Origin of the sequence: Geopseudomonas aromaticivorans, from assembly GCF_019097855.1 — a bacterium.
In the GTDB taxonomy this organism is placed as follows: domain Bacteria; phylum Pseudomonadota; class Gammaproteobacteria; order Pseudomonadales; family Pseudomonadaceae; genus Geopseudomonas; species Geopseudomonas aromaticivorans.
The window spans coordinates 62827-86130 of record NZ_JAHRGL010000030.1 but is presented as its reverse complement, the minus strand read 5'-3'; the positions used below and the strand labels follow the sequence as shown (position 1 = coordinate 86130).

Here is a 23304-nt window from a genome sequence, read left to right as displayed (position 1 = left end):
GGCCGATTGCCAGCGACCGTGCCTGCGGTTAGCGTGGTCGACGGGACCTGACAGACCCACTTTCGGAGACTGCCATGCGCCGTTTACGTCTATTGCTCGGCCTGCCCCTGCTGTTCGGCGGCCTTACCGCCCAGGCGGACGAATGCACCCCGCTGCTGGAAGGCAGCCTGCCCGCCCTGCGCGGCAAGGAGCGCATCGATCTGTGCCGGTTCGCTGGCAAACCCCTGGTGGTGGTCAACACCGCCAGCCACTGCGGCTTCACCCCGCAGTTCAAGGGTCTGGAAAGCCTCTACCAGCGCTATCGCGAACAGGGCCTGGAAGTCCTCGGCGTGCCTTCCGACGACTTCAAGCAAGAGGCCGACGAAGCCGCCGAGACCGCCACCGTCTGCTACGTCAACTACGGGGTGACCTTCGCCATGACCGCCCCCCAGGTGGTCACCGGCAAGGAGGCCATTCCGCTGTTCCGCGGCCTGGCGGCACAGAGCGCTGCGCCGCGCTGGAACTTCTACAAGTACGTGATCGACCGCCAGGGCAAGGTGATCGCCCATTTCTCCAGCCTGACCAAGCCCGAAGACCCCAAGCTGCTGCAGGCGGTCGAGCAGGCCATAGCCTCGCCGCCCTGAACCCGCGGCATCCTTCCCCCGCGTTCCCCGGCCTGCGTCAAGCCTGCGGCCGGGGCACGCAGGCACAATCGACGCAAACCCACTGAGCCAGTGAGAACAACAAGATGAGCAAGTCGGACGCCTTTGCCGAAGCCGGCAAGACTGCAGTCCTGCAGAACATCCAGGGCACCTTGCAGTTCCTGCGCCACTACCCGCCCTTCGAGCAGATGGACGACACCGAGCTGGTGTTCCTGGTCGAGCACTGCCAGCTGCGCTTCTATGCCGCCGGCGACAGCATCGTCAAACCCGAAGACGGCCGCGTCGAGTACCTGTACATCGTCAAGCAGGGGCATATCCTCGGCCAGCGCCTGAACACCGCCGGCAGCATGGAGAACGCCCTGGACATCGCCGTCGGCGAGTGCTTCCCGATGGGCGCCCTGGTCGGCGAACGGCCGACCCGCACCGACTACCTCGCCGCCGAGGACACCTTCTGCCTGCAGCTGCAGCGCGAAGCCTTCGCCCGCCTGCTGGCGCTGTCGCCGCCGTTTCGCGATTTCGCCATGCGCGGGGTCAGCAGCCTGCTCGACCAGGTCAACCAGCAGGTCCAGCTCAAGGCCACGGAAACCCTCGGCGCGCAGTACTCGCTGGATACCCGCCTGGGCGAACTGGCGACGCGCAAGCCGATCACCTGCACCGTCGGCACCAGCCTGCGCCAGGCGGTGCAGTTGATGAACGAGCATCACGTCGGCAGCCTGATCATGGTCGACGAGCAGGCCTACCCGATCGGCATCTTCACCCTGCGCGACCTGCGCGAGGAGATCGCCAACGGCAGCGGCGACCTCGCCCAGCCGCTGGACCAGCTGATGGTGCGCGATCCCTTCCACCTGCCGCCCTCGGCCAGCGCCTTCGACGCCGCCCTGGCGATGACCCAGCGGCACATCGCCCACGTCTGCGTGGTCGACGACAAGCGCCTGGTCGGGGTGATTTCCGAGCGCGATCTGTTCTCCCTGCAGCGCGTCGACCTGGTGCACCTGGCACGCACCATCAGCAGCGCCACCAGCGTGGGGGCACTGGCCGCCCTGCGCGGCGACATCGCCCACCTGGTCGACAACATGCTCGCCCACGGCGCCAGCCCGGCGCAGCTGACCCACATCATCACCCTGCTCAACGACCATACCGTGAGCCGGGTGATCGAGCTGATGATCGCCCAGCACGGCGACCCCGGCGTGCCCTTCACCTGGCTGGTGTTCGGCAGCGAAGGCCGCCGCGAGCAGACCCTGCACACCGACCAGGACAACGGCATCCTGTTCGAGGCCGACAGCCCGGCCGAGGCCGAGCACATCCGCCAGCGCCTGCTGCCGCTGGCGCGCGAGATCAACCAGGCCCTCGACCAGTGCGGCTTCACCCTGTGCAAGGGCAACATCATGGCCGGCAACCCCGAGCTGTGCCTGTCGCGCCAGGAGTGGACGCGCCGCTTCGCCGCCATCATCCATGCGCCGACCGCGGAGAACCTGCTCAACTCGACCATCTACTTCGACCTGCGCCCGGCCTGGGGCCCCACCGAGGGTTACCAGGCGCTGCTCGACGCCCTGCTGCAGATGGTCGCCGACAGCACGCTGTTCCAGCGCATGATGGCCACCAACGCCCTGCAGCACCGCCCGCCGATCGGCCGCTTCCGCGACTTCGTGGTGGCCAGCCGCGGCCTGGAGAAGGACACCCTGGACCTCAAGGTCGAGGGCCTGACGCCCTTCGTCGACGGCGCGCGCATCCTCGCCCTGGCCAACGGCATCAGCGAGAGCAATACCCTCGAGCGCTTCCGCCTGCTGGTGGCCAAGCAGGTGATGGAGGCCAAGGACGCCGCGTCCTTCGAGGAGGCCTACCACTTCATCCAGCTGATCCGCATGCAGCAGCACCAGCACCTAGAGCGCGAGGGCAAGCCGCTGCACAACCGCCTCGACCCCGACACCCTCAACACCCTCGACCGCCGCATCCTGCGCGAATCCTTCCGCCAGGCGCAGCGCCTGCAGAACAAGCTGAGCGTGCGTTACCAGCTATGAATCCCTTCGCCTTTCTCGCCAACCTCGGCCACAAGCGCACGCCGCTCAGCGACAAGCAGCACCGCCGCCTGCAGCGCCTGCCGGCGCCGACGCCGCTGGACGGCCGCCCGCTGCGCAAGCAGCGCTTCGTGGTCCTCGACCTAGAAACCAGCGGCCTCAACCTCAACCGCGACATCGTGCTGTCGATCGGCGCCGTGCTGATCGAGGATGGCGCCATCGACTTCAGCCGGCAGTTCGAGTGCACCCTGCAGCGCCAACTGAAGACCGTCACCGAGAGCGTGCTGATCCACGGCATCGCGCCCAGCGCCCTGGCCCGCGGCAGCGAGCCGGCCGAGGCGCTGCTGGCGTTCATGGAGTTCGCCGGCGACTGCGTGTTCCTCGCCTACCACGCGCCCTTCGACCAGCGCATGCTGACCCGCGCGCTGAAGGACGAACTGGGCTACCGCCTGCAGCACCCGTTCTTCGACATCGCCGACCTGGCCCCCATGCTGTTCCCCGAGGCCCTGATGCAGCGCAGCGGCCTGGATCACTGGATCGACTACTTCGCCCTGAACATGCCACAGCGCCACCACGCCTCGGCCGACGCCCTGGCCACCGCGGAGATCGCCCTGATCCTGTTCAACCGCGCCCAGCGCATGGAGCTGAACAACGTGCAGCAACTGGGCGAGCGGCTCGGCCACTGGCGACGCTCGCGCGAGGCCAGCCATCGCTCGATCTGAGGCACCGGCGGGCGGCGCTGCCGCCTGCCGGGCGCGTCATCCTGTTACACTCCGCGGCCGTTTTCCTTGCCAGGCCCTCGCCGTGACCGACGCCTTCTCCTCCCTGCCGCTACCCGCCAGCCTCCTCGCCAGCCTGGATGCCATCGGCTACCGGCAGATGACGCCGATCCAGGCGCAGAGCCTGCCGACCATCCTCGCCGGCAACGACCTCATCGCTCAGGCCAAGACCGGCAGCGGCAAGACCGCCGCCTTCGCCCTCGGCCTGCTGGCGCCGCTCAACCCGCGCTACTTCGGCTGTCAGGCGCTGGTGCTGTGCCCGACCCGCGAACTGGCCGACCAGGTGGCCAAGGAAATCCGCGCGCTGGCGCGGGGCTCCAGCAACATCAAGGTGCTGACCCTGTGCGGCGGCGTGCCCTTCGGCCCGCAGATCGGCTCGCTGGAGCACGGCGCGCACATCGTCGTCGGCACCCCGGGGCGCATCCTCGAGCACGTGCGCAAAGGCACCCTCAAACTCGACGGCGTCAACCACCTGGTCCTCGACGAAGCAGACCGCATGCTCGACATGGGTTTTGTCGACTCGATCAGCGAGATCATCGAGCAGACCCCGGGCAAGCGGCAGACCCTGCTGTTCTCCGCCACCTACCCGCAGGGCATCGAACAGCTGGCCGCGCGGTTCATGCGCCAGCCGCAGCGCATCGAGCTGGAGTCGCAGCACGACGACAGCCAGATCGAACAGCGCTTCTACGAGATCGACCCCGACCAGCGCATCGAGGCGGTGGCGCGCCTGCTGCTGCACTTCCGCCCGGCCTCCAGCGTGGTGTTCTGCCAGACCAAGCAGCAGTGCCAGGAAGTGGCGACGATGCTCAATGCGCGCAAGATCTCGGCGCTGGCCCTGCACGGCGACCTGGAGCAGCGCGAGCGCGACCAGGTGCTGGCGATGTTCGCCAACCAGAGCTGCTGCGTACTGGTGGCCACCGACGTGGCCGCACGCGGCCTGGACATCGACACCCTGGAAGCGGTGATCAACCTCGAGCTGACCCGCGACCCGCAGGTGCACATCCACCGCATCGGCCGCAGCGGCCGCGCCGGCGAGAAAGGCCTGGCGCTGTCGCTGGTGGCGCCGAGCGAAGCCGGCCGCGCCCGCGCCATCGAGGAGCTGCAACAGGCACCGCTGAACTGGGCCAACCTGGACAACCTAAAGCCGCTGTCCGACGAACGCCTGCTGCCGCCGATGACCACCCTGTGCATCAACGGCGGGCGCAAGGACAAGCTGCGCCCCGGCGACATCCTCGGTGCCCTCACCGGCGAAGGCGGCCTGCCCGGCGCCAGCATCGGCAAGATCGCCCTGTACGACCACAACGCCTACGTGGCGGTCGAGCGCGAGCGCGCCAAAGAGGGTCTGCAACGCCTGAGCGAGCGCAAGGTCAAGGGTCGCAGCTACAAGGCCCGGATTCTCTGAAGGAAGGGCTGAAATAGCCACCGACCGTCACTCCCGCGCAGGCGGGAGTCCAGGTGCTGCGGGCCTTGTCGATTCCCGCCTGCGCGGGAATGACGGCTTCTTCAGAGTTTCCTGAACCGCGGTCTGTAGAACAGTCGACATCCGACCTGCGAAACGCTTCACACTTTTCGCAACCTTCACCGCGAGCAGTGACTACAGTTGACGTATGGCAATGTGCCGCCAGCGGCAGATTGCCTGCCCCTGCCCGGCGCGGAGACGCCGGGTGACTGTCCATGGAACTCGCGGATTACCTCATGCAGCATGCCTCCAGCCGGTGCCCCACTCGGGCGCAACCGGCAACGGTGATTGTGCGTCCGATCCCGGCCCACAGGCTGCTGATCCTGCTCGGCCTGTTGCTGCTGCTCGCCCTGCCGGCGCAGCAGGCCCGCGCCGGGCTGGCCGCGCTGGTGCTGGACGGCCGCGAGCAGGCCGTGGATCTGCACAGTCACGTCAGCCTGCTGCGCGACCCCACGGGCAGCCTGCGCCCCGAGCAGCTGCCCGCCCGCGCGGCGGACTTCATCCCCGTGCGCCAGCGCAGCGACCTGAATCTCGGCTATACCGGCGAGGTGATCTGGCTGCGCCTGGACCTGCAGTCGCGGGCCACCGGTGCCGGAGAATGGCGCATCGAATTCAACCGGCCGTCGCTGGATCGCGTCGAGCTGTTCAGCATGGGCCCCGGCGGACTGCAGCAGCAACTCGGCGGCGACAGCGTGCCCGCGGCACACCGCAGCTTCGACCATCGCGCCCCGCTGTTCGCCGTGCAGCTGGCCCCGGGCGAACAGCGCAGCCTGTATTTCCGCGCCAACTCCAGCGGCAACCTGGCCCTCGACGCCCGGTTGTGGAACGCCCGCGCCTTCGAGCAATACGCCCACAGCGCCAGCCTGCTGCTGGCGCTGTACTTCGGCCTGCTGCTGGGGCTGGCCAGCTACAACCTGCTGCTGTTCCTCGCCCTGCGCGAATCCAGCTTCCTGTGCTACGTGCTGTTCGTGGCCAGCTTCGCCGCCGGCATGCTCGGCTTCAGCGGCCTCGGCGCCCAGTATCTGTGGCCGCAGGGCGGTGCCTGGGGCAGCCGCGCCCTGCCCTTCTGCCTCGCCCTGGCCAATGCCGCCGCCGTCCTGCTGGCCCGCAGCATGCTCGACAGTGCCGCCAACGCGCCGCTGTGGCAGCGCTGGCTGCGGGTCGACCTCGGCGTACAGCTGGCCAGCGCCCTCGGCACCCTGCTGCTGCCGCTGCCGCTGCTCCTGCAGGCGCTGGTGCCGATCAGCATCGGCAACATCCTCCTGCTGCTGGCCTACGGCATCCGCTGCATGCGGCGACGCGTACCGGCGGCATCGGTGTTCGTCGGCGCCAAGCTGCTGCTGATGGCCGGGGCGGTGCTGCTGGCGCTGCGCAACTTCGGCCTGCTGCCGTCGAACGCCGTCTCGGTCAACGCCATGCAGATCGGCTCGGCGCTGGAGATGCTGCTGCTGTCCTTCGGCCTGGCGTTGCGGCTCAACGCGCTGAAGCTGCAGAAGGTCACCACCCAGGCCAACACCCTGGTCGCCCAGCAGCACGACCTGCAGGCCCTGCAGGAACAGGAGCGGGTGCTCGAGCAGCGGGTGGCCGAGCGCACCGAAGCGCTGGCCGCCGCCAACGAGCGCCTGCGCGAGCTGGCGCTCAAGGATCCGCTGACCGGTCTGGCCAACCGCGTGGCGCTGCGCCAGCACATCGAGCAGGTCTGGCAGCGCGCCCGCCGGCGCAACGAGATGCTCGCGCTGATCATGCTCGACCTCGACGGTTTCAAGCCGGTCAACGACCACTACGGCCACGAGGCCGGCGACCTGCTGCTGATCCAGGTCGCCCGCCGCCTGCAGGCCAGCGCGCGCACCACCGACCTGGTGGCGCGCCTGGGCGGCGACGAGTTCGTGCTGGTCTGCGAGAGCATCGGCAGCCCGGAGCAGGCCGAGGTGCTGGCCGGACGCATCCTGGAAAGCCTCGGACGACCGTTCCGCCTGCTCGGCCTCGACGTGGGCATCGGCGCCAGCATCGGCATCAGCTTCGGCCTGCCTCCCGGCGGCCACAGCGACGACCTGCTGCGCGCCGCCGACCAGGCGATGTACGAGGCCAAGGCCGCCGGGCGCAACTGCATCCGCCTCGGCCACCCGCTCACCACGGAAACGCCGCTCGGCGAGTCCGTCCAGCGCGACGAGAACTGAACCCCGCCGCCCTCGGCCTGAACCCCGGCGCTTTGCTACCATGCGCGCCCGTCCCGCCCGCCAGAGAGTTCCGCCGTGTCCAGTCCCGATGTTGTAATCCTAGGCGCCGGTGCCGCCGGCCTGATGTGCGCGCTGACCGCCGCCGCGCGCGGACGCCGCGTGCTGGTGCTGGACCACGCCAACAAGGCCGGCAAGAAGATCCTCATGTCCGGTGGCGGACGCTGCAACTTCACCAACATGTACACCGAGCCGGCCAACTTCCTCTCGCACAACCCGCACTTCTGCAAGTCGGCGCTGGCCCGCTACACCCAGTGGGACTTCATCGCCCTGGTGTGCAAGCACGACGTGCCCTACCACGAGAAGAAGCTCGGCCAGCTGTTCTGCGACCGCAAGGCCAGCGACATCCTGCAGCTGCTGCTGGTCGAGTGCGCCGAGGCAGGCGCCGAGATCCGCCTGGACACCGCGATCGAGCAGATCGAACGCACTGACGCCGGCTACCGGCTGACCACCAGTGGCGGCGAGTTCGCCTGCCAGTCGCTGGTGATCGCCACCGGCGGGCTGTCGATTCCCACCCTCGGCGCCACGGGTTTCGGCTACCAGGTCGCCCGCCAGTTCGGCCACAGCGTGCTGCCGACCCGCGCCGGCCTGGTGCCGTTCACCATCACCGACCCGCAGCTCAAGGCGCTGTGCGCCGAGCTGTCCGGTACCGCGGTGGACTGCCTGGTCAGCTGCAACGACAAGAGCTTCCGCGAGAACCTGCTGTTCACCCACCGCGGTCTCAGCGGCCCGGCCATGCTGCAGATTTCCTCCTACTGGCACAGCGGCGACAGCCTGGAAATCAACCTGCTGCCGGATCGCGACGCCCTGGACTGGCTGACCAGCCAGCAGGCCGAGCGGCCGAACAGCGAGCTGAAGACCCTGCTCGGCGAGGTGTTCAGCAAGAAGATGGCCGGCCTGCTCTGCGAGCTGTGGTGCGCCAGCAAGCCGCTCAAGCAGTACACCCCCGGCGAGCTGCAGGCCATCGCCGCGCAACTGTCCGCCTGGCGGCTGGTCCCGGCCGGCACCGAGGGCTACCGCACCGCCGAAGTCACCCTCGGCGGCGTGGACACCCGCGAGGTGTCGTCGAAGACCATGGAGTCGCAGAAGTCCCCGGGGCTGTACTTCGTCGGCGAGGTGCTGGATGTCACCGGCCACCTCGGCGGCTTCAACTTCCAGTGGGCCTGGGCCTCCGGGCATGCCGCCGGGGAAGTGGTCTGAGCGCCCTGCTGCACGCGCGCTAGCCGGCACAAACCCTGCTTGCCTAAACTGCCGATACGCCCGGTACATCGCCGGGTATCGCTTTGACAAGGTTGTCCGCCATGGTCTCTCCAACCCTCGGTCACCGCCTGCGCCAGCTGTGGGCGCTGGACAAGTTCAGCTACAGCCTGCGGGTCTTCGTCGCCCTCACCGGCTGCATGGCCCTGAGCTGGAGCCAGGGCCGCATGGACCTGCTGATCCCGCTGTTCCTCGGCATCATCGCCAGCGCCCTGGCGGAGACCGACGACAGCTGGCGCGGCCGCCTGCAGGCGCTGCTGGTGACCCTGGTGTGCTTCGCCGCCGCGGCCTTCGCCGTCGAGCTGCTGTTCCCCTATCCCTGGCTGTTCGTCGCCGCGCTGGCGCTGTCCACCTTCGCCCTGACCATGCTCGGCGCCCTCGGCGAACGCTTCGGCACCATCGCCTCGGGCACCCTGATCCTGTCCATCTACACCATGATCACCGTCGACCAGCGCGGCGGCGAGGTCGCCGACCTGTGGCATCAGCCCCTGCTACTGGTCGCCGGCGCGGCCTGGTACGGTCTGCTCTCGGTGCTCTGGCAACGGCTGTTCAGCCAGCAGCCGGTGCAGCAGGCGCTGGCCCGGGTGTTCCGCGAGCTGGGGCGCTACCTGCGCCTGAAGGCAGCGCTGTTCGAGCCGGTGCGCGAACTCGACGTGGAAGCGCGGCGCCTGGAGCTGGCGCAGCAGAACGGCCGCCTGGTGGCGGCACTCAACGCGGCCAAGGAGATCATCCTGCACCGGGTCGGCAAGGGCCGGGCGACGCCGCAGGTCAATCGCTACCTGAAGCTATACTTCGTCGCCCAGGACATCCACGAGCGCGCCAGCTCCTCGCACTACCCCTACAACGAGCTGGCCGAGGCGTTCTTCCACAGCGACGTGCTGTTCCGCTGCCGGCTGCTGTTGCGCCAGCAGGGCCAGGCCTGCCGCGCGCTGGCCGAGGCCATCGAGCTGCGCCAGCCGTTCGCCTACCAGCGCGCCAGCGCCCAGGCCCTCGACGACCTGAATGCCTCGCTGGCCTACCTGCAGGCGCAGCACAATCCGCAGTGGCGCGGCCTGCTGCGCTCGCTGCACGCGCTGGCCAGCAACCTCGGCACCCTCGAGCAGCTGCTCGGCGCGGCGAGCAACCCGGACGCCCTCGCCGAGGCCCAGGACAGCACCCTGTTCGACCGCGACCCGCACAGCCTGCGCGAGGTCGGCGAGCGCCTGCGCCAGCAGCTCACCCCCACCTCGCTGCTGTTCCGCCACGCCCTGCGCCTGGCCCTGGCGCTGGCCGCCGGCTACGGCGTGCTGCACTGGATCCATCCGGCCCAGGGCTACTGGATCCTGCTGACCACGGTGTTCGTCTGCCAGCCCAGCTACGGCGCCACCCGCCGCAAGCTGGTGCAGCGCATCGCCGGCACCGTGCTCGGCCTGGTCGCCGGCTGGGCGCTGTTCGACCTGTTCCCCGGCGCGCCACTGCAGTCGCTGATCGCCGTCGCCGCCGGGGTGGCCTTCTTCGCCACCCGCAGCACGCACTACACCCTGGCCACCGCGGCGATCACCCTGATGGTGCTGTTCTGCTTCAACCAGGTCGGCGACGGCTACGGGCTGATCTGGCCGCGGCTGATCGACACCCTGCTCGGCAGCCTGATCGCCGGCCTCGCGGTGTTCCTGATCCTGCCCGACTGGCAGGGCCGCCGCCTGCCCAGCGTGGTGGCCAATACCCTGCGCTGCCACAGCCGCTACCTGCGGGAAATCATGCTGCAGTACGCCAGCGGCAAGCGCGACGACCTGGCCTACCGCCTGGTCCGCCGCAACGCCCACAACGCCGACGCCGCGCTGTCCGCTGCGCTGGCCAACATGCTGCTGGAGCCGGGGCATTTCCGCCGCGAGGCGGACACCGGCTTTCGCTGCCTGGCGCTGTCGCACACCCTGCTCAGCTACCTGTCGGCCCTCGGCGCGCACCGCGCGGTCCTGCCGGCCGAGCTGCGCGGCGGGCTGATCGAGCAGACCGCCGCGCAGCTGGCCGCCAGTCTCGACGAGATCGCCCGCCAGCTGGCCCTGCGCCAGGCACCGGCCGCCGCCACGTTCGACGAGGAGGCCAGGGCCGGCGAGCTGGAGCGGCTGGCGGAGGACAGCGACGAACGCCAGCGCCTGCTGCGCACAGAACTGGCGCTGATCTGCCGGCAGATGAAGCCGTTGCGCGAGCTGGTCACCCGCCTGCTGCAGCCAGACCGCGAAGCGGGCGCCGCGCAACGGCCCGCCGCCTGAAGCCGGCGATCCACGCGGCACGGCGGGAAGCGGTCGAATATGTTCGGTTGCCGTCCTACACTCAGGACTCACTAACCCGAGGAGAGCTGTCCATGGCCCGTAAAACCCCCTCAGTGGATCCGCTGCTGGCCGACTTCCAGACGCTGGTCCAGGACACCGAGAAGCTGCTGCAGCAGTCGGCCAGCCTGGCCGGCGAGCAGGCTGAAGGGCTGCGCGCGCAGATCGAGGCCAGCCTCGCCCGCGCCCGCACCTCCCTGCATGCCAACGAGGAATCGCTGCGCCAGTGCTGCGCGTCCGGCGTCAAGGCGACCGAAAACTATGTGCAGCAGCATCCCCTGCAATCCCTCGGCGTGTGCGCCGGCATCGGCTTCCTGCTCGGCCTGCTGGTAGCGCGGCGCTGAACCGATGAGCGAGGGAACGCCGCACGCTTCATCCACTGCCAACGCCCCGCTGCGCGGCATGGGCGCCGCCGCCCTCGGCCTGCTGCACGGCCACCTCGAACTGCTGGGCATCGAGCTGCAGGAACAGAAGGCGGCCAGCCTGCGCCAGTTGCTCTGCGCCGGCGTGGCCCTGGTGTTCGGCCTGCTGTTGCTGTTCGCCCTCAGCGTGCTGGTGCTGCTGCTGTGCTGGGACAGCTACCGCCTGGAGGCGATCGCTGCGCTGTGCCTGTTCCACGGCCTGGGCTGCCTGCTGGCGCTGTGGCGCCTGCTCGCCAGCCTGCGCCGGCAGACCTCCCCTTTCAGCGCCACCCTCGAAGAGCTGGCGCGCGACCGCGAGCAACTGCTGCCATGACCCCGCCACGCCTGTCGGAACACGCCTCCCCGCAACAGCTGCGCAAGGAGCTGGTGCGCATGCGCATGCAACTGCATCGCCAGGAGCTGCACTACGAAAGCCTGCGCCTCACCCAGCCGCTGCAGCAGGTGCGCGCCTGGCAACAGCGCCTGAACCTGCGCCATGCCCCGCTGTGGGGGCTGGCCGGGGTCACCCTGCTGGGCTTTGTCGGCGGCAAGGGTGCGGGCAGCCTGAAGCGCTGGCTGCGCCTGGCCGGACCCTATGTGCCGCTGGCGGTCGCCGCCCTGCGCCTGCTCGGCATGCCGCGAGCGCGCAGCGCCACGGGACAGGACCCGCAGCAGCCCTGATCCACCCGCGCTGGCGCGGCAACGCAGCCATCAGCCCGCCGCCTGCTCGCGCCAGGTCAGATACACGCGCAGGTCGAACTCCAGCTGGTGATAGCCCGGCAGCATGTGCTCGCACAGCTGGTAGAACGCCTTGTTGTGGTCGAACTCGCGCAGATGCGCCAGCTCGTGCACCACGATCATCTGCAGGAACTCCGGCGCCGCCTCGCGAAACAGCGCGGCCACGCGGATCTCCTTCTTGGCCTTGAGCTTGCCGCCCTGCACCCGCGACACCGCGGTATGCAGGCCAAGCGCATTGCGCACCACATCCAGCTTGCTGTCGTAGAGCACCTTGTCGATGCCCGGCGCGTTGCGCAGGTACTGCTGCTTGAGCTCCATGGTGTAGGCGTACAGCGCCTTGTCGCTCTGTACCGTGTGGCGCCCCGGATAGCGCTTGTGCAGGTAGTCGCCCAGGCGCTGTTCGGCGAGCAGCCGGCGCACCTGGTCCTGCAACTGGGAGGGATAGGCGTTGAGGTATTTGAGCGGGGTCATGGGCAGCAAGCGGCAGGCGGGGAAGCGCTCATTCTACCCGGCCGCGGCCGCTTCAGGCGTGCCGCTGGGGATTCTCCGCAGGCAGGCCTGGCGTCCCCCGCACGCGCAGGAAGTGTTCGCCGGCGAACAGCGCGGCGGCGTTCACCGCCGTCATGAACACGCCGATGCCGCGCAGCCCGTGGCCCCCGGTGATGTCGAGGAAACAGAACAGCAGCAACACCGCGCTGCCCAGGCCCTGGACCCAGTACCAGCGCCGGAACCAGGCCTCGCGCCGCGCGAGCACCAGGGCAAAGCTCAACGACGGCGCAAGGAAGATCGCCACCACCAGCAGATGGGAGAACTCCGCGCGCAGGGTGCCCCCGCCGAGCAGGATCAGCAGGGCGACCAGCATGACGCCGGCATACAGCCAGTTCAGCCAGCGATAGGCGGCGAAGCCGGGCGGCGCGGCGGTCGGATCGAGGGGCGCGGGATCGCGCGAGCGCGGCGGGGCGTAGGGGTTGAACTCGTCCATGAGTGCAGGTCTGGCAGCGGAACACGGGGCCGAATATAGCGCGCCGGCAGGGCTGCGGCAGCAGGCGAAGCGACGCTGCAGGCGGCAATAGGCACCCCCGAGGGGTGAAACGTGCTTGAATACAGCAAAACCGACGACAACCGCCAGCGGCACCAGCCAACGCCGCGGCACATCAGTCCGCACGCCTGCGCGGCGCGGCTGAGTGCTTGACTCGCGGTTCACGCCTGCCGGGCATGATCCCCGCCGGCAGTGGAACCCCGAAATTCAAGCCGTGGAAATCCAACCAGGAAAAGACGTTATGACCTCCGAAGCAATCGCCCAGCAGCCCCATCAAGAGTTTATGCATCGCGAAAGCGATGGGTGCTCCTGCGCCATTTGCGGCACCACTGCTCGCCCGCTGGCCTTTCATGTCCTGCAACAGTCCTACTCGCGGGACAATGCCGAACCCAAGGGGTTCATGGTGCTGTCCATGTCCGTCGACGCCGTGCACGGGGTGTTCCCGGTGTGCGATCGCTGTGCGCCGGCCTGCTCGACCTGTGGCCGTCCGCTCGCCAGCGAGCGCGTGCTCGAATTCGCCACGGCCCTGGGCGCCAATCTCGGCGACGGCGCCTGCCAGCAGCACGCCCAGCTCGGCGACCGCCTCAAGGCCGCCTTCAAGCGGACCTTCAAGCTGGGCCGTTTCAAAAACGCCTAGCCCGCCGCCCACCTCGGCCGCTCGCCGCGAGCGGCCACCTGCCGGCCCGCCCCGGCCCCGGGGCCGCCCGAATCCCCCCGGCCCAGCGCGGCCATGCGCAGACGCCGCCGAGTTGCCCGCCAGAAAGCACAAGGCCCGCGCGAGGCGGGCCTTGTGGCGGTACGGCAAACGCGGCGATCAGTTGACCTTGGCGTTCAGCTCGCCCTTGGCGTAGCGCTGGAACATGCCTTCCAGGGAGATCGCCTTGATCTTCGAGGCTTGGCCGGCGGTGCCGAAGGCTTCGTAGCGGGCGATGCAGATGTCGCGCATGGCCACGATGGTCTGGGCGAAGAACTTGCGCGGGTCGAACTCGCTCGGCTGCTCGGCCATCATGCGGCGGATCGCGCCGGTGGAGGCCAGGCGCAGGTCGGTGTCGATGTTGACCTTGCGCACGCCGTGCTTGATGCCTTCGACGATCTCCTCGACCGGCACGCCGTAGGTTTCCTTGATGTCGCCACCGTACTGGTTGATGATCGCCAGCCACTCCTGCGGCACCGAGGAGGAGCCGTGCATCACCAAGTGGGTGTTGGGGATGCGCTTGTGGATTTCCTTGATGCGCTCGATGGCCAGCACGTCGCCGGTCGGCGGCTTGGTGAACTTGTAGGCGCCGTGGCTGGTGCCGATGGCGATGGCCAGGGCGTCGACCTGGGTGGCCTTGACGAAGGCCGCCGCTTCTTCCGGATCGGTCAGCATCTGGCTGTGGTCGAGGGTACCCTCGGCACCGACGCCGTCTTCCTCGCCGGCCTGGCCGGTTTCCAGGCTGCCCAGGCAGCCCAGCTCGCCTTCCACCGACACGCCGCAGGCGTGGGCCATGGCCACGGTCTGCTGGGTCACGCGCACGTTGTAGTCGTAGTCGGCCGGGGTCTTGCCGTCGGCCATCAGCGAGCCGTCCATCATCACCGAGCTGAAGCCCAGCTGGATCGAGCGTTGGCAGACGTCCGGGCTGGTGCCGTGGTCCTGGTGCATGCACACCGGGATGTGCGGGAATTCTTCGATGGCGGCGAGGATAAGGTGGCGCAGGAAGGGCGCACCGGCGTACTTGCGCGCGCCGGCGGAGGCCTGGACGATCACCGGGGAGTCGGTCTTGTCGGCCGCTTCCATGATGGCGCGCATCTGCTCGAGGTTGTTGACGTTGAAGGCCGGTACGCCGTAGCCGAATTCGGCGGCGTGATCCAGCATCTGGCGCATGCTGATAAGTGCCATCTGTGGTGCTCCCAGTAAGGGTCGATTATTTGGTGCCCAGCCTGCCGCAGGGGCAGGCCGGGTTCAAGTCTGTCGGTTGCTGATCGTTCCCACGCTTGCGCGTGGGAATGCATCCCAGGACGCTCCGGCGTCCATGCACCGGGACGCAGAGCGTCCCTGGCGCTGGTATTACTTGGCGCGCTCTTCGAGCACCGCCACGGCCGGCAGGACCTTGCCCTCGACGAACTCGAGGAAGGCGCCACCGCCGGTGGAAATATAGGAGATCTGCTCGGCCACGCCGTACTTGTCGATGGCCGCCAGGGTGTCGCCGCCGCCAGCGATGGAAAAGGCGGGGCTTTCGGCGATGGCCTGGGCCAGCACCTTGGTACCGTTGCCGAACTGGTCGAACTCGAACACGCCGACCGGGCCGTTCCACAGGATGGTCTTCGAGGCCTTGAGCATCTCGCCGAACATCGCTGCGGTCTGCGGGCCGATGTCGAGGATCATGTCGTCGTCGGCGACGTCACCGATCAGCTTGACGGTCGCGGCGGCCGTTTCGGCGAACTCCTTGGCGACCACCACGTCGACCGGCAGCGGCACGCTAACCTTGGCGGCGATGGCGCGGGCGGTGTCCAGCAGGTCGGCTTCGCACAGCGACTTGCCGACCTTGTAGCCGGCGGCGGCGAGGAAGGTGTTGGCGATGCCGCCGCCGACGATCAGCTGGTCGCAGATGTCGGCCAGCGAGGTCAGCACGTCGAGCTTGGTCGACACCTTGGAGCCGGCGACGATGGCCACCATCGGCCGCGCCGGGCTGCCCAGCGCCTTGCCCAGCGCGTCCAGCTCGGCGGCCAGCAGCGGGCCGGCCGCGGCGACCTTGGCGAACTTGGCGACGCCGTGGGTCGAGCCCTCGGCGCGGTGGGCGGTGCCGAAGGCGTCCATGACGAACACGTCGCACAGCGCGGCGTACTGCTGCGCCAGCTCGTCGCTGTTCTTCTTCTCGCCCTTGTTGAAACGCACGTTCTCGAACAGCACGATCTGGCCCGGCTGCACGTCGACGCCGCCCAGGTAGTCGGCGACCAGCGGCACTTCGCGGCCCAGCGCCTTGCTCAGGAACTCGGCGACCGGCTTGAGGCTGTTCTCGGCGGAGAACTCGCCCTCGGTCGGGCGACCCAGGTGCGAGCAGACCATCACCGCGGCACCCTTCTCCAGCGCCAGCTTGATGGTCGGCAGGGAGGCGAGGATGCGGGCGTCGCTCTTCACCACGCCGTCCTTCACCGGGACGTTGAGGTCTTCGCGGATCAGCACGCGCTTGCCGGCGAGGTCGAGGTCGGACATCTTCAAAACGGTCATGGGCTTCAGTCCTTCATGGGCTGTGGGCAATGGGCGACGCGGAGGAAGTGTTCCGCCACGTCGAGCATACGGTTGGCAAAGCCCCATTCGTTGTCGAACCAGGCCAGCAGGTTGACCAGCCGGGGGCCGGACACCAGGGTCTGGCTGCCGTCGACGATGGCCGAATGGGGGTCGTGATTGAAATCGCAGCTGGCGTGGGGCAGCTCGGTGTAGTCGAGCAGGCCCTGCAGCGGGCCGCGCTCGGCCGCCTCGCGCAGCACGCGGTTGATCTCGGCGACGCTGGTGTCGCGGCGGGTCTGCAGGGTGATGTCCAGGCACGACACGTTGACCGTCGGCACGCGCACCGCCTTGGCCTGGATCCGTCCGGCCAGTTCCGGGAGCAGGCGCTCGATGCCCCGCGCCAGGCCGGTCGACACCGGGATCACCGACTGGAACGCCGAGCGGGTACGGCGCAGGTCCTCGTGATGATAGGCGTCGATCACCGGCTGGTCGTTCATCGCCGAGTGGATGGTGGTGATGGTCACGTAGTCGAGGCCGATCGCCTCGTTCAGCAACTTGAGCAGCGGCACGCTGCAGTTGGTGGTGCAGGAAGCATTCGACACCAGCCGCTCGTGGCCGCTCAGGCGTTGCTGGTTGACCCCGTAGACGATGGTGGCGTCGATGTCGGCCTCGCTGGCCATCGGCTGGGAGAACAGCACCCGCGGCGCACCGGCAGCCAGGAAGCGCTCGGCCTGCTGGCGGGTGTGGTAGACGCCGGTGCACTCCAGCACCAGATCGACGCCCAGCGCCGCCCAATCGATGGCTTCCGGGGTGGCCTGGCGCAACACCTGCACGCAGTCGCCGTTGAGGTGCAGGCAGTCGCCGGCCACCTTCACCTTGCCGGGGAAGCGGCCGTGGGTGGAGTCGAAGCGGGTCAGGTACTCGATGCTGGCCTGGTCGGCCAGGTCGTTGAGCGCGACGATTTCCAGCCCGGCATCCGCGCCACGTTCATACAGCGCACGCAGCACGCAGCGGCCGATGCGGCCGTAGCCGTTGAGGGCGACTTTGTAGGGGCGTTTCGACATGAGTTCTCGCAGTCTGTCGCTCGGCGCGGAGAGTGCCTCGTAGGGTGCGCCATGCGCACCACAGGCGCACCCTACCGGAGTGCCGGTGGATGGCCGCAGCCATCCACCGCTCGCGGCATCAGACGTCCAGCAGCTCCTCGGCGGTGCTCAGCACGTTGTCGAGGGTGAAACCGAACTCCTCGAACAGCTGCGCCGCCGGGGCGGACTCGCCGAAGGTGGTCATGCCGATGATGCGACCTTCCAGACCGACGTACTTGTACCAGAAGTCGGCATGCGCTGCCTCGATGGCAATGCGCGCGCCGACCTGCACCGGCAGCACGGCCTGCTTGTAGGCGGCGTCCTGCTGGTCGAACACGCTGGTCGACGGCATCGACACCACACGCACCTGGCGGCCCTGGGCGCTCAGCGCGTCGAAGGCCTGCACGGCCAGGCCGATTTCCGAACCGGTGGCGATCAGGATCAGCTCCGGCTCGCCGGCGCAGTCCTTGAGCACGTAGCCACCGCGGGCCACGTCGGCCAGCTGCTGGGCGTCGCGCGCCTGGTGCGGCAGGTTCTGGCGGCTGAAGATCAGCGCGCTCGGGCCGTCGTTGCGCTCGATGGCGTACTTCCAGGCCACCGCGGACTCGACCGCGTCGCACGGACGCCAGGTGTCGAGGTTCGGCGTGCCGCGCAGGCTGGCCAGCTGCTCGATCGGCTGGTGGGTCGGGCCGTCCTCGCCCAGACCGATGGAGTCGTGGGTGAACACGTAGAGCACGCGCTGCTTCATCAGCGCCGACATGCGCACGGCGTTGCGCGCGTATTCCATGAAGATCAGGAAGGTGGCGCCGTAGGGAATGAAGCCGCCGTGCAGGGCGACGCCGTTCATGATCGCGCTCATGCCGAACTCGCGCACGCCGTAGTGCACGTAGTTGCCGCCGGCGTCGTCATGGGCCAGGCCCTGGCAGCCCTTCCACAGGGTCAGGTTGGAGCCGGCCAGGTCCGCCGAGCCGCCGAGGAACTCGGGCAGCAGCGGGCCGAAGGCGTTGAGGGTGTTCTGGCTGGCCTTGCGGCTGGCGATGGTCTCGCCCTTGGCCGCGACGTCGGCGACGTAGGCGGCAGCCTGCGCGGCGAAGTCGGCCGGCAGCTCGCCGGCGATGCGGCGCTGGAACTCGGCCGCCAGTTGCGGGAACTCGGCGGCGTAGGCGGCGAAGCGTGCATTCCACTCCGCTTCGTTGGCGGCGCCAGCGGCCTTGGCGTCCCACTCGGCATAGATGTCGGCCGGGATCTCGAACGGCCCATGGTTCCAGCCCAGCGCGGCGCGGGTGGCGGCGATCTCGGCATCGCCCAGCGGCGCGCCGTGGCACTCTTCCTTGCCGCCCTTGTTCGGCGAGCCGAAGCCGATGGTGGTCTTGCAGCAGATCAGGGTCGGACGGCCCGTTTCGGCGCGGGCAGCCTCGACGGCAGCCTTGATCGCCTCGGCATCGTGGCCGTCGACGCTGCGGATCACCTGCCAGCCGTAGGCCTCGAAGCGCGCCGGGGTGTCGTCGGTGAACCAGCCCTCGACTTCGCCGTCGATGGAGATACCGTTGTCGTCGTAGAAGGCGACCAGCTTGCCCAGGCCCAGGGTGCCGGCCAGCGAGCAGACTTCGTGGCTGATGCCTTCCATCATGCAGCCGTCGCCGAGGAAGGCGTAGGTGAAGTGGTCGACGATGGCGTGGCCGGGACGGTTGAACTGCGCGCCCAGCACCTTCTCGGCGAGGGCGAAGCCGACGGCGTTGGCGATGCCCTGGCCGAGCGGGCCGGTGGTGGTTTCCACGCCCGGGGTGTAGCCGTATTCCGGGTGGCCCGGGGTGCGGCTGTGCAGCTGGCGGAACTGCTTGAGGTCGTCGATCGCCAGGTCGTAGCCGGTCAGGTGCAGCAGCGAGTAGATCAGCATCGAGCCGTGGCCGTTGGACAGCACGAAGCGGTCGCGGTCGGCCCACTGCGGGTTCTGCGGGTTGTGCTTGAGGAAGTCGCGCCACAGCACTTCGGCGATGTCCGCCATGCCCATGGGTGCACCGGGATGGCCGCTGTTGGCTTTCTGCACGGCATCCATGCTGAGGGCACGAATGGCATTGGCTAGCTCACGACGACTGGGCATCGCTGGTCTCCTGCAGGGGGGGCTTGATCAAAAAGGCGGCCATTTTCGCCCAGCGGCAGGGGAACGGGCAATCACAGATGGTCGATCCGCGCGAATTGCTTGCATCCACGTCCGCCACTCCCGCGCCAGCGGGCGCCAATATCAAAACTTTTTGATACAGAAGTTGCGACTCGCCGCCGCGACGATTAAACTTCGCCGCCTTATGAGTACGCAGCCCGCCTTCCGCCACGATCCCAGCGACGAACTGGCCGCCCTGTGCAAGGCCGGTGGCGACCCGCTGCGTCTCAACGTGCTGCGCGCGCTGGCCAGCGACTCGTTCGGCGTGCTGGAGCTGGCGCAGATCTTCGCCATGCGCCAGTCCGGCATCAGCCATCACCTCAAGGTGCTGGCCCAGGCCGGGCTGGTGGCGACCCGTCGCGAAGGCAACGCGATCTTCTATCGTCGCGCCCTGGCCTCCAGCGGGCAGACCGGCAGCGCGCTGCAGGCAGCGCTGCTGGAAGAGGTGGACGCCCTGCAGCTGCCGACCGAGGTCCAGCTGCGCATCGCCGAGGTGCAGGCGCAGCGCGCCGCCGCGGCGCGCGACTTCTTCGCCCGCACGCTGGAGAAGTTCCGCGCCCAGCAGGACCTGATCGCCGGGCTGCCGCAGTACCGCGACAGCCTGCTGACCCTGCTCGATGCCCTGCACTTGCCGGCCAGTGCCAGTGCTCTGGAAGTCGGCCCTGGGGACGGCGCCTTTCTCCCCGAGCTGGCGAAACGCTTCGCCCGCGTCACCGCGCTGGACAGCAGCCCGGCGATGCTCGAACTGGCCCGCCAGCGCTGCAGCGCCGAGGGTCTGGCCAACGTCGAACTGAAACTGGCCGATGCCTTGAATGACGATCAGGCGCCGGCCGACTGCGTGGTACTGAACATGGTGCTGCACCACTTTGCCGAGCCGGCACGGGCCATGGCCCAGCTGGCGCGCCTGCTGACCCCGGGCGGCAGCCTGCTGCTGACCGAGCTGTGCAGCCACCACCAGTCCTGGGCGCGCGACGCCTGTGGCGACCTGTGGCTGGGTTTCGACCAGGACGAGCTGGCCCGCTGGGCAGAAGACGCCGGTCTGACGGCAGGCGAAAGCCTGTACCTGGGCCTGCGCAACGGTTTCCAGATCCAGGTGCGCCACTTCGCCAAGCCCGAAGCGGCTACCCGCACTACCCTGAAGCATTGATTGAATGCTGTATGACACGGCCGCGAGGCCGCCTCACCCACCGGTAAAAACAGGAACCGATTGATGAGCGAATATTCCCTTTTCACCTCCGAGTCCGTGTCCGAAGGCCATCCGGACAAGATCGCCGACCAGATCTCCGATGCCGTGCTCGACGCCATCATCGCCGAGGACAAGCACGCCCGCGTGGCCTGCGAGACCCTGGTGAAGACCGGCGTGGCCATCGTCGCCGGCGAGATCACCACCAGCGCGTGGATCGACCTCGAGCAGCTGGTGCGCGACGTGATCGTCGACATCGGCTACAACAGCTCCGAGGTTGGCTACGACGGCGCCACCTGCGGCATCGTCAACATCATCGGCAAGCAGTCCCCGGACATCAACCAGGGCGTCGACCGCGCCAAGCCGGAAGACCAGGGCGCCGGCGACCAGGGCCTGATGTTCGGCTACGCCAGCAACGAGACCGACGTGCTGATGCCGGCGCCGATCTGCTTCTCGCACCGTCTGGTCGAGCGCCAGGCCGAAGCGCGCAAGAGCGGCCTGCTGCCGTGGCTGCGCCCGGACGCCAAGAGCCAGGTCACCTGCCGCTACGAGAACGGCAAGGTGGTCGGCATCGACGCCGTGGTGCTGTCCACCCAGCATAGCCCGGAGATCAGCCAGAGCGATCTGCAGGAAGCGGTGATGGAGCTGATCATCAAGCACACCCTGCCGGCCGAACTGCTGCACAAGGACACCCAGTTCCACATCAACCCGACCGGCCAGTTCATCATCGGCGGCCCGGTGGGCGACTGCGGCCTGACCGGCCGCAAGATCATCGTCGACTCCTACGGCGGCATGGCCCGTCACGGCGGCGGCGCCTTCTCCGGCAAAGACCCGTCCAAGGTCGACCGCTCGGCCGCCTACGCCGGTCGCTACGTGGCCAAGAACATCGTCGCCGCCGGACTCGCCGAGCGCTGCGAGATCCAGGTGTCCTACGCCATCGGCGTGGCCCAGCCGACCTCCATCTCGATCAACACCTTCGGCACCAACAAGGTCAGCGAAGACACCATCATCAAGCTGGTGCGCGAAGTCTTCGACCTGCGTCCGTACGCGATCACCAAGATGCTCGATCTGCTGCACCCGATGTACAAGGCCACCGCCGCGTACGGCCACTTCGGCCGCACTCCGCAGCAAGTGACTGTCGGTGACGATACCTTCACCACCTTCACCTGGGAGAAGACCGACAAGGCCGAGGCGCTGCGCGCCGCTGCCGGTCTGTAACTGCCCGTCGCGACACCGAAGCCCCGCCGGCGCGAGCCGTGCGGGGCTTTTTCATGCGCGCGCAGCACCCGGCAGTGAACGCCGCGGCCACTGGCGCAATTGCACCCGGGCGGCCGAGGCGGGATCATGAGCCATCCGCCGCGCGTCAGCGCTGCGCCTTACGCTTTGCCTGTCACCGAACCAGGACACCCCGGACATGAATCCCGACTGTCGCTATCTGGAAGAACTGCTGCATCACGACATCCCGCTGACCCGCGCCATGGAGCTCAAGGTACAGGGCTGGGAAAACCACGAGCTGCGCCTGTCCGCGCCGCTGCCCCCCAACGTCAACCATACCGGCAGCATGTTCGGCGGCAGCCTGTACAGCCTCTGCGTGCTGGCCGGCTGGGGCTGGCTGACCCTGCGCCTGCGCGAGGCCGGCATCGACGACGGCCATATCGTGATCAAGGGTGGGCAAATCGACTACCCGCTGCCGGTGGTCGCGGAGGCCGTGGCCATCTGCGCCGCACCGAGCGCGGATGACTGGAAGAAGTTCGAAACGATGTACCGTCGCCGCGGCCGCGCGCGCCTGTACCTGGACATCCGCATCCTCGCGCCGAGCGGCGAGACGGCGGTGCATCTGCATGGCGAGTATGTGCTGCACAAGTAGGCAGCGCCCGAGCCCAGGGCTCTGGGTGCGCATGGCGCACCCTACGGCCAAGCAGCGAGGCGGTACGACGTAGGGTGCGCCATGCGCACCGATGAGCTTAGATGCTCCGCACTCAATCCAGCGCCAGGGCGAGCTGCAGCAGCTCCTCGCGCCACTCGGCCGCCTGCGGCAGGGCGAGGAAGTGCGGGTTGAGAAAACTCTCGCGCGCCGGGTACTCCAGCGGCTGGCCACGCAGGTCGAGCACCTCGCCGCCGGCGCCTTCCAGCACGCCCTGCGCCGCCGCGGTGTCCCACTGCGAGGTGGGCGCCAGGCGCGGATAGCAGTCGGCGCTGCCCTCGGCCAGCAGGCAGAACTTCAGCGAACTGCCGACGCTGGTCAGCGCCAGATCGCCGAAGCGCTCGCCCAACCCGCTGAGCAGGCGCTCCTGGGCCGGACTGGAGTGGCGGCGGCTGGCCACCACGGTGAAGACTTCCGGCGGGGCGATGCGCACCCCGATCGCCTGCGCCTCGCCATCCGCCAGGCGCCAGGCACCAAGGCCGGCACCGCCGGAGAAGCACAGGCCGCGCGCCGGCACGCCGACCACGCCGAACACCACCCGGCCCTGCTCGATCAGCGCCACGTTGACGGTGAACTCCTCGCTGCCGGCGATGAACTCCTTGGTGCCGTCCAGCGGGTCGACCAGCCACCAGCACGCCCAGTGACGGCGCTCGGCCAGGCCGATCTCGCAGTCCTCCTCGGACAGCAGGTGAATCTCCGGCGCCAGCTGCGCCAGGCCAGCGGCCAGCAGGCGGTGGGCGGCCAGGTCGGCAGCGGTCACCGGCGAGGCGTCGGCCTTCAGCTCGACCGCCACGTCCGCGCGCCAGTAAGGCAAGGTCGCCGCGCCGGCCTGGCGCACCAGCTCGACCACCGCCGGCAACAAGGGATGGCTCATGGCTGG

General features: G+C 68.7%; 21 protein-coding genes. 14 read left to right on the top strand and 7 right to left on the bottom strand.

What is annotated here, in order from left to right; all coding sequences use genetic code 11:
- Positions 1–74 precede the first annotated feature (74 nt).
- The 10 genes from KRX52_RS11865 (at position 75) to KRX52_RS11820 (ending at position 11773) form a co-directional block, all read left to right on the top strand.
- Positions 75–623: a glutathione peroxidase gene (locus KRX52_RS11865; RefSeq protein WP_217681935.1), complete on the top strand. Its 549-nt coding sequence runs from the start codon at positions 75–77 to the stop codon at positions 621–623.
- A gap of 104 nt (positions 624–727) precedes the next feature.
- Positions 728–2659, top strand: a complete 1932-nt coding sequence (locus KRX52_RS11860) for a putative nucleotidyltransferase substrate binding domain-containing protein (protein WP_217681934.1) — start codon at positions 728–730, stop codon at positions 2657–2659.
- Complete coding sequence (locus KRX52_RS11855; protein WP_217681933.1) at positions 2656–3378, top strand: 3'-5' exonuclease; 723 nt, start codon at positions 2656–2658, stop codon at positions 3376–3378. The genes KRX52_RS11860 and KRX52_RS11855 overlap by 4 nt, the downstream gene beginning before the upstream one ends.
- 82 nt (positions 3379–3460) lie before the next feature.
- Complete coding sequence (gene dbpA, locus KRX52_RS11850; protein ID WP_217681932.1) at positions 3461–4837, top strand: ATP-dependent RNA helicase DbpA; 1377 nt, start codon at positions 3461–3463, stop codon at positions 4835–4837.
- Between the two features lie 347 nt (positions 4838–5184).
- Complete coding sequence (locus KRX52_RS11845) at positions 5185–7071, top strand: diguanylate cyclase domain-containing protein (RefSeq protein ID WP_367890539.1); 1887 nt, start codon at positions 5185–5187, stop codon at positions 7069–7071.
- Between the two features lie 75 nt (positions 7072–7146).
- Positions 7147–8328, top strand: a complete 1182-nt coding sequence (locus KRX52_RS11840) for a BaiN/RdsA family NAD(P)/FAD-dependent oxidoreductase (RefSeq protein WP_217681931.1) — start codon at positions 7147–7149, stop codon at positions 8326–8328.
- Between the two features lie 101 nt (positions 8329–8429).
- Positions 8430–10634, top strand: a complete 2205-nt coding sequence (yccS, locus tag KRX52_RS11835; RefSeq protein WP_217681930.1) for a YccS family putative transporter — start codon at positions 8430–8432, stop codon at positions 10632–10634.
- Between the two features lie 92 nt (positions 10635–10726).
- On the top strand, positions 10727–11035 hold the full coding sequence (locus KRX52_RS11830; protein ID WP_217681929.1) for an ElaB/YgaM/YqjD family protein: 309 nt from the start codon (positions 10727–10729) through the stop codon (positions 11033–11035).
- Between the two features lie 4 nt (positions 11036–11039).
- A complete protein-coding gene (locus KRX52_RS11825) occupies positions 11040–11426 on the top strand; it encodes a phage holin family protein (protein WP_217681928.1) in 387 nt (128 codons plus the stop codon).
- Entirely contained in the window at positions 11423–11773 is a 351-nt protein-coding gene (locus tag KRX52_RS11820; RefSeq protein WP_217681927.1) for a hypothetical protein, read from the top strand. The genes KRX52_RS11825 and KRX52_RS11820 overlap by 4 nt, the downstream gene beginning before the upstream one ends.
- Before the next feature lie 30 nt (positions 11774–11803).
- Here the strand turns inward: KRX52_RS11820 and KRX52_RS11815 are convergent, their stop codons facing one another.
- Complete coding sequence (locus KRX52_RS11815) at positions 11804–12301, bottom strand: YgjP-like metallopeptidase domain-containing protein (RefSeq protein ID WP_217681926.1); 498 nt, start codon at positions 12299–12301, stop codon at positions 11804–11806.
- A 52-nt stretch (positions 12302–12353) separates the two neighbouring features.
- Complete coding sequence (locus tag KRX52_RS11810; protein ID WP_217681925.1) at positions 12354–12812, bottom strand: hypothetical protein; 459 nt, start codon at positions 12810–12812, stop codon at positions 12354–12356.
- 469 nt (positions 12813–13281) lie between these two features.
- Between KRX52_RS11810 and KRX52_RS11805 the strand changes: the two genes are divergently transcribed.
- Positions 13282–13506 carry a hypothetical protein gene (locus KRX52_RS11805; protein WP_217681924.1) on the top strand — a complete coding sequence of 75 codons (225 nt, stop codon included), beginning with the start codon at positions 13282–13284 and terminating at the stop codon, positions 13504–13506.
- A 177-nt stretch (positions 13507–13683) separates the two neighbouring features.
- Here KRX52_RS11805 and fba read toward each other — a convergent pair whose 3' ends face one another.
- The 4 genes from fba to tkt form a co-directional block, all read right to left on the bottom strand.
- Positions 13684–14748 carry a class II fructose-bisphosphate aldolase gene (gene fba, locus KRX52_RS11800; protein ID WP_217681923.1) on the bottom strand — a complete coding sequence of 355 codons (1065 nt, stop codon included), beginning with the start codon at positions 14746–14748 and terminating at the stop codon, positions 13684–13686.
- 168 nt (positions 14749–14916) lie between these two features.
- Entirely contained in the window at positions 14917–16077 is a 1161-nt protein-coding gene (locus KRX52_RS11795) for a phosphoglycerate kinase (protein WP_217681922.1), read from the bottom strand.
- A 5-nt stretch (positions 16078–16082) separates the two neighbouring features.
- A complete protein-coding gene (gene epd, locus KRX52_RS11790; protein ID WP_217681921.1) occupies positions 16083–17141 on the bottom strand; it encodes an erythrose-4-phosphate dehydrogenase in 1059 nt (352 codons plus the stop codon).
- A 118-nt stretch (positions 17142–17259) separates the two neighbouring features.
- A complete protein-coding gene (gene tkt / locus KRX52_RS11785; protein ID WP_217681920.1) occupies positions 17260–19260 on the bottom strand; it encodes a transketolase in 2001 nt (666 codons plus the stop codon).
- 202 nt (positions 19261–19462) lie between these two features.
- Here tkt and KRX52_RS11780 point away from each other — a divergent pair, with 202 nt between their 5' ends.
- From KRX52_RS11780 to KRX52_RS11770, 3 genes are all read left to right on the top strand, one after another.
- Positions 19463–20464, top strand: a complete 1002-nt coding sequence (locus tag KRX52_RS11780) for an ArsR/SmtB family transcription factor (protein WP_217681919.1) — start codon at positions 19463–19465, stop codon at positions 20462–20464.
- A gap of 63 nt (positions 20465–20527) precedes the next feature.
- The gene (metK, locus tag KRX52_RS11775; protein WP_217681918.1) at positions 20528–21718 is read left to right on the top strand and encodes a methionine adenosyltransferase; all 1191 of its coding nucleotides are present in this window, start codon (positions 20528–20530) and stop codon (positions 21716–21718) included.
- A gap of 196 nt (positions 21719–21914) precedes the next feature.
- The gene (locus KRX52_RS11770; protein WP_217681917.1) at positions 21915–22367 is read left to right on the top strand and encodes a thioesterase domain-containing protein; all 453 of its coding nucleotides are present in this window, start codon (positions 21915–21917) and stop codon (positions 22365–22367) included.
- Positions 22368–22479: 112 nt separating this feature from the next.
- Here KRX52_RS11770 and cysQ read toward each other — a convergent pair whose 3' ends face one another.
- Positions 22480–23298: a 3'(2'),5'-bisphosphate nucleotidase CysQ gene (cysQ, locus tag KRX52_RS11765; protein ID WP_217681916.1), complete on the bottom strand. Its 819-nt coding sequence runs from the start codon at positions 23296–23298 to the stop codon at positions 22480–22482.
- Between the last annotated feature and the right edge of the window lie 6 nt (positions 23299–23304).

Bases quoted from the DNA above. Each gene is read 5' to 3' on its own strand.
- KRX52_RS11865 (WP_217681935.1), top strand. From the start codon at position 75: ATGCGCCGTTTACGTCTATTGCTCGGCCTGCCCCTGCTGTTCGGCGGC.
- KRX52_RS11860 (WP_217681934.1), top strand. From the start codon at position 728: ATGAGCAAGTCGGACGCCTTTGCCGAAGCCGGCAAGACTGCAGTCCTG.
- KRX52_RS11855 (WP_217681933.1), top strand. From the start codon at position 2,656: ATGAATCCCTTCGCCTTTCTCGCCAACCTCGGCCACAAGCGCACGCCG.
- yccS (WP_217681930.1), top strand. From the start codon at position 8,430: ATGGTCTCTCCAACCCTCGGTCACCGCCTGCGCCAGCTGTGGGCGCTG.
- KRX52_RS11830 (WP_217681929.1), top strand. From the start codon at position 10,727: ATGGCCCGTAAAACCCCCTCAGTGGATCCGCTGCTGGCCGACTTCCAG.
- KRX52_RS11825 (WP_217681928.1), top strand. From the start codon at position 11,040: ATGAGCGAGGGAACGCCGCACGCTTCATCCACTGCCAACGCCCCGCTG.
- KRX52_RS11820 (WP_217681927.1), top strand. From the start codon at position 11,423: ATGACCCCGCCACGCCTGTCGGAACACGCCTCCCCGCAACAGCTGCGC.
- KRX52_RS11815 (WP_217681926.1), bottom strand. From the start codon at position 12,301: ATGACCCCGCTCAAATACCTCAACGCCTATCCCTCCCAGTTGCAGGAC.
- KRX52_RS11810 (WP_217681925.1), bottom strand. From the start codon at position 12,812: ATGGACGAGTTCAACCCCTACGCCCCGCCGCGCTCGCGCGATCCCGCG.
- KRX52_RS11805 (WP_217681924.1), top strand. From the start codon at position 13,282: ATGTCCGTCGACGCCGTGCACGGGGTGTTCCCGGTGTGCGATCGCTGT.
- fba (WP_217681923.1), bottom strand. From the start codon at position 14,748: ATGGCACTTATCAGCATGCGCCAGATGCTGGATCACGCCGCCGAATTC.
- KRX52_RS11795 (WP_217681922.1), bottom strand. From the start codon at position 16,077: ATGACCGTTTTGAAGATGTCCGACCTCGACCTCGCCGGCAAGCGCGTG.
- epd (WP_217681921.1), bottom strand. From the start codon at position 17,141: ATGTCGAAACGCCCCTACAAAGTCGCCCTCAACGGCTACGGCCGCATC.
- tkt (WP_217681920.1), bottom strand. From the start codon at position 19,260: ATGCCCAGTCGTCGTGAGCTAGCCAATGCCATTCGTGCCCTCAGCATG.
- KRX52_RS11780 (WP_217681919.1), top strand. From the start codon at position 19,463: ATGAGTACGCAGCCCGCCTTCCGCCACGATCCCAGCGACGAACTGGCC.
- metK (WP_217681918.1), top strand. From the start codon at position 20,528: ATGAGCGAATATTCCCTTTTCACCTCCGAGTCCGTGTCCGAAGGCCAT.
- KRX52_RS11770 (WP_217681917.1), top strand. From the start codon at position 21,915: ATGAATCCCGACTGTCGCTATCTGGAAGAACTGCTGCATCACGACATC.
- cysQ (WP_217681916.1), bottom strand. From the start codon at position 23,298: ATGAGCCATCCCTTGTTGCCGGCGGTGGTCGAGCTGGTGCGCCAGGCC.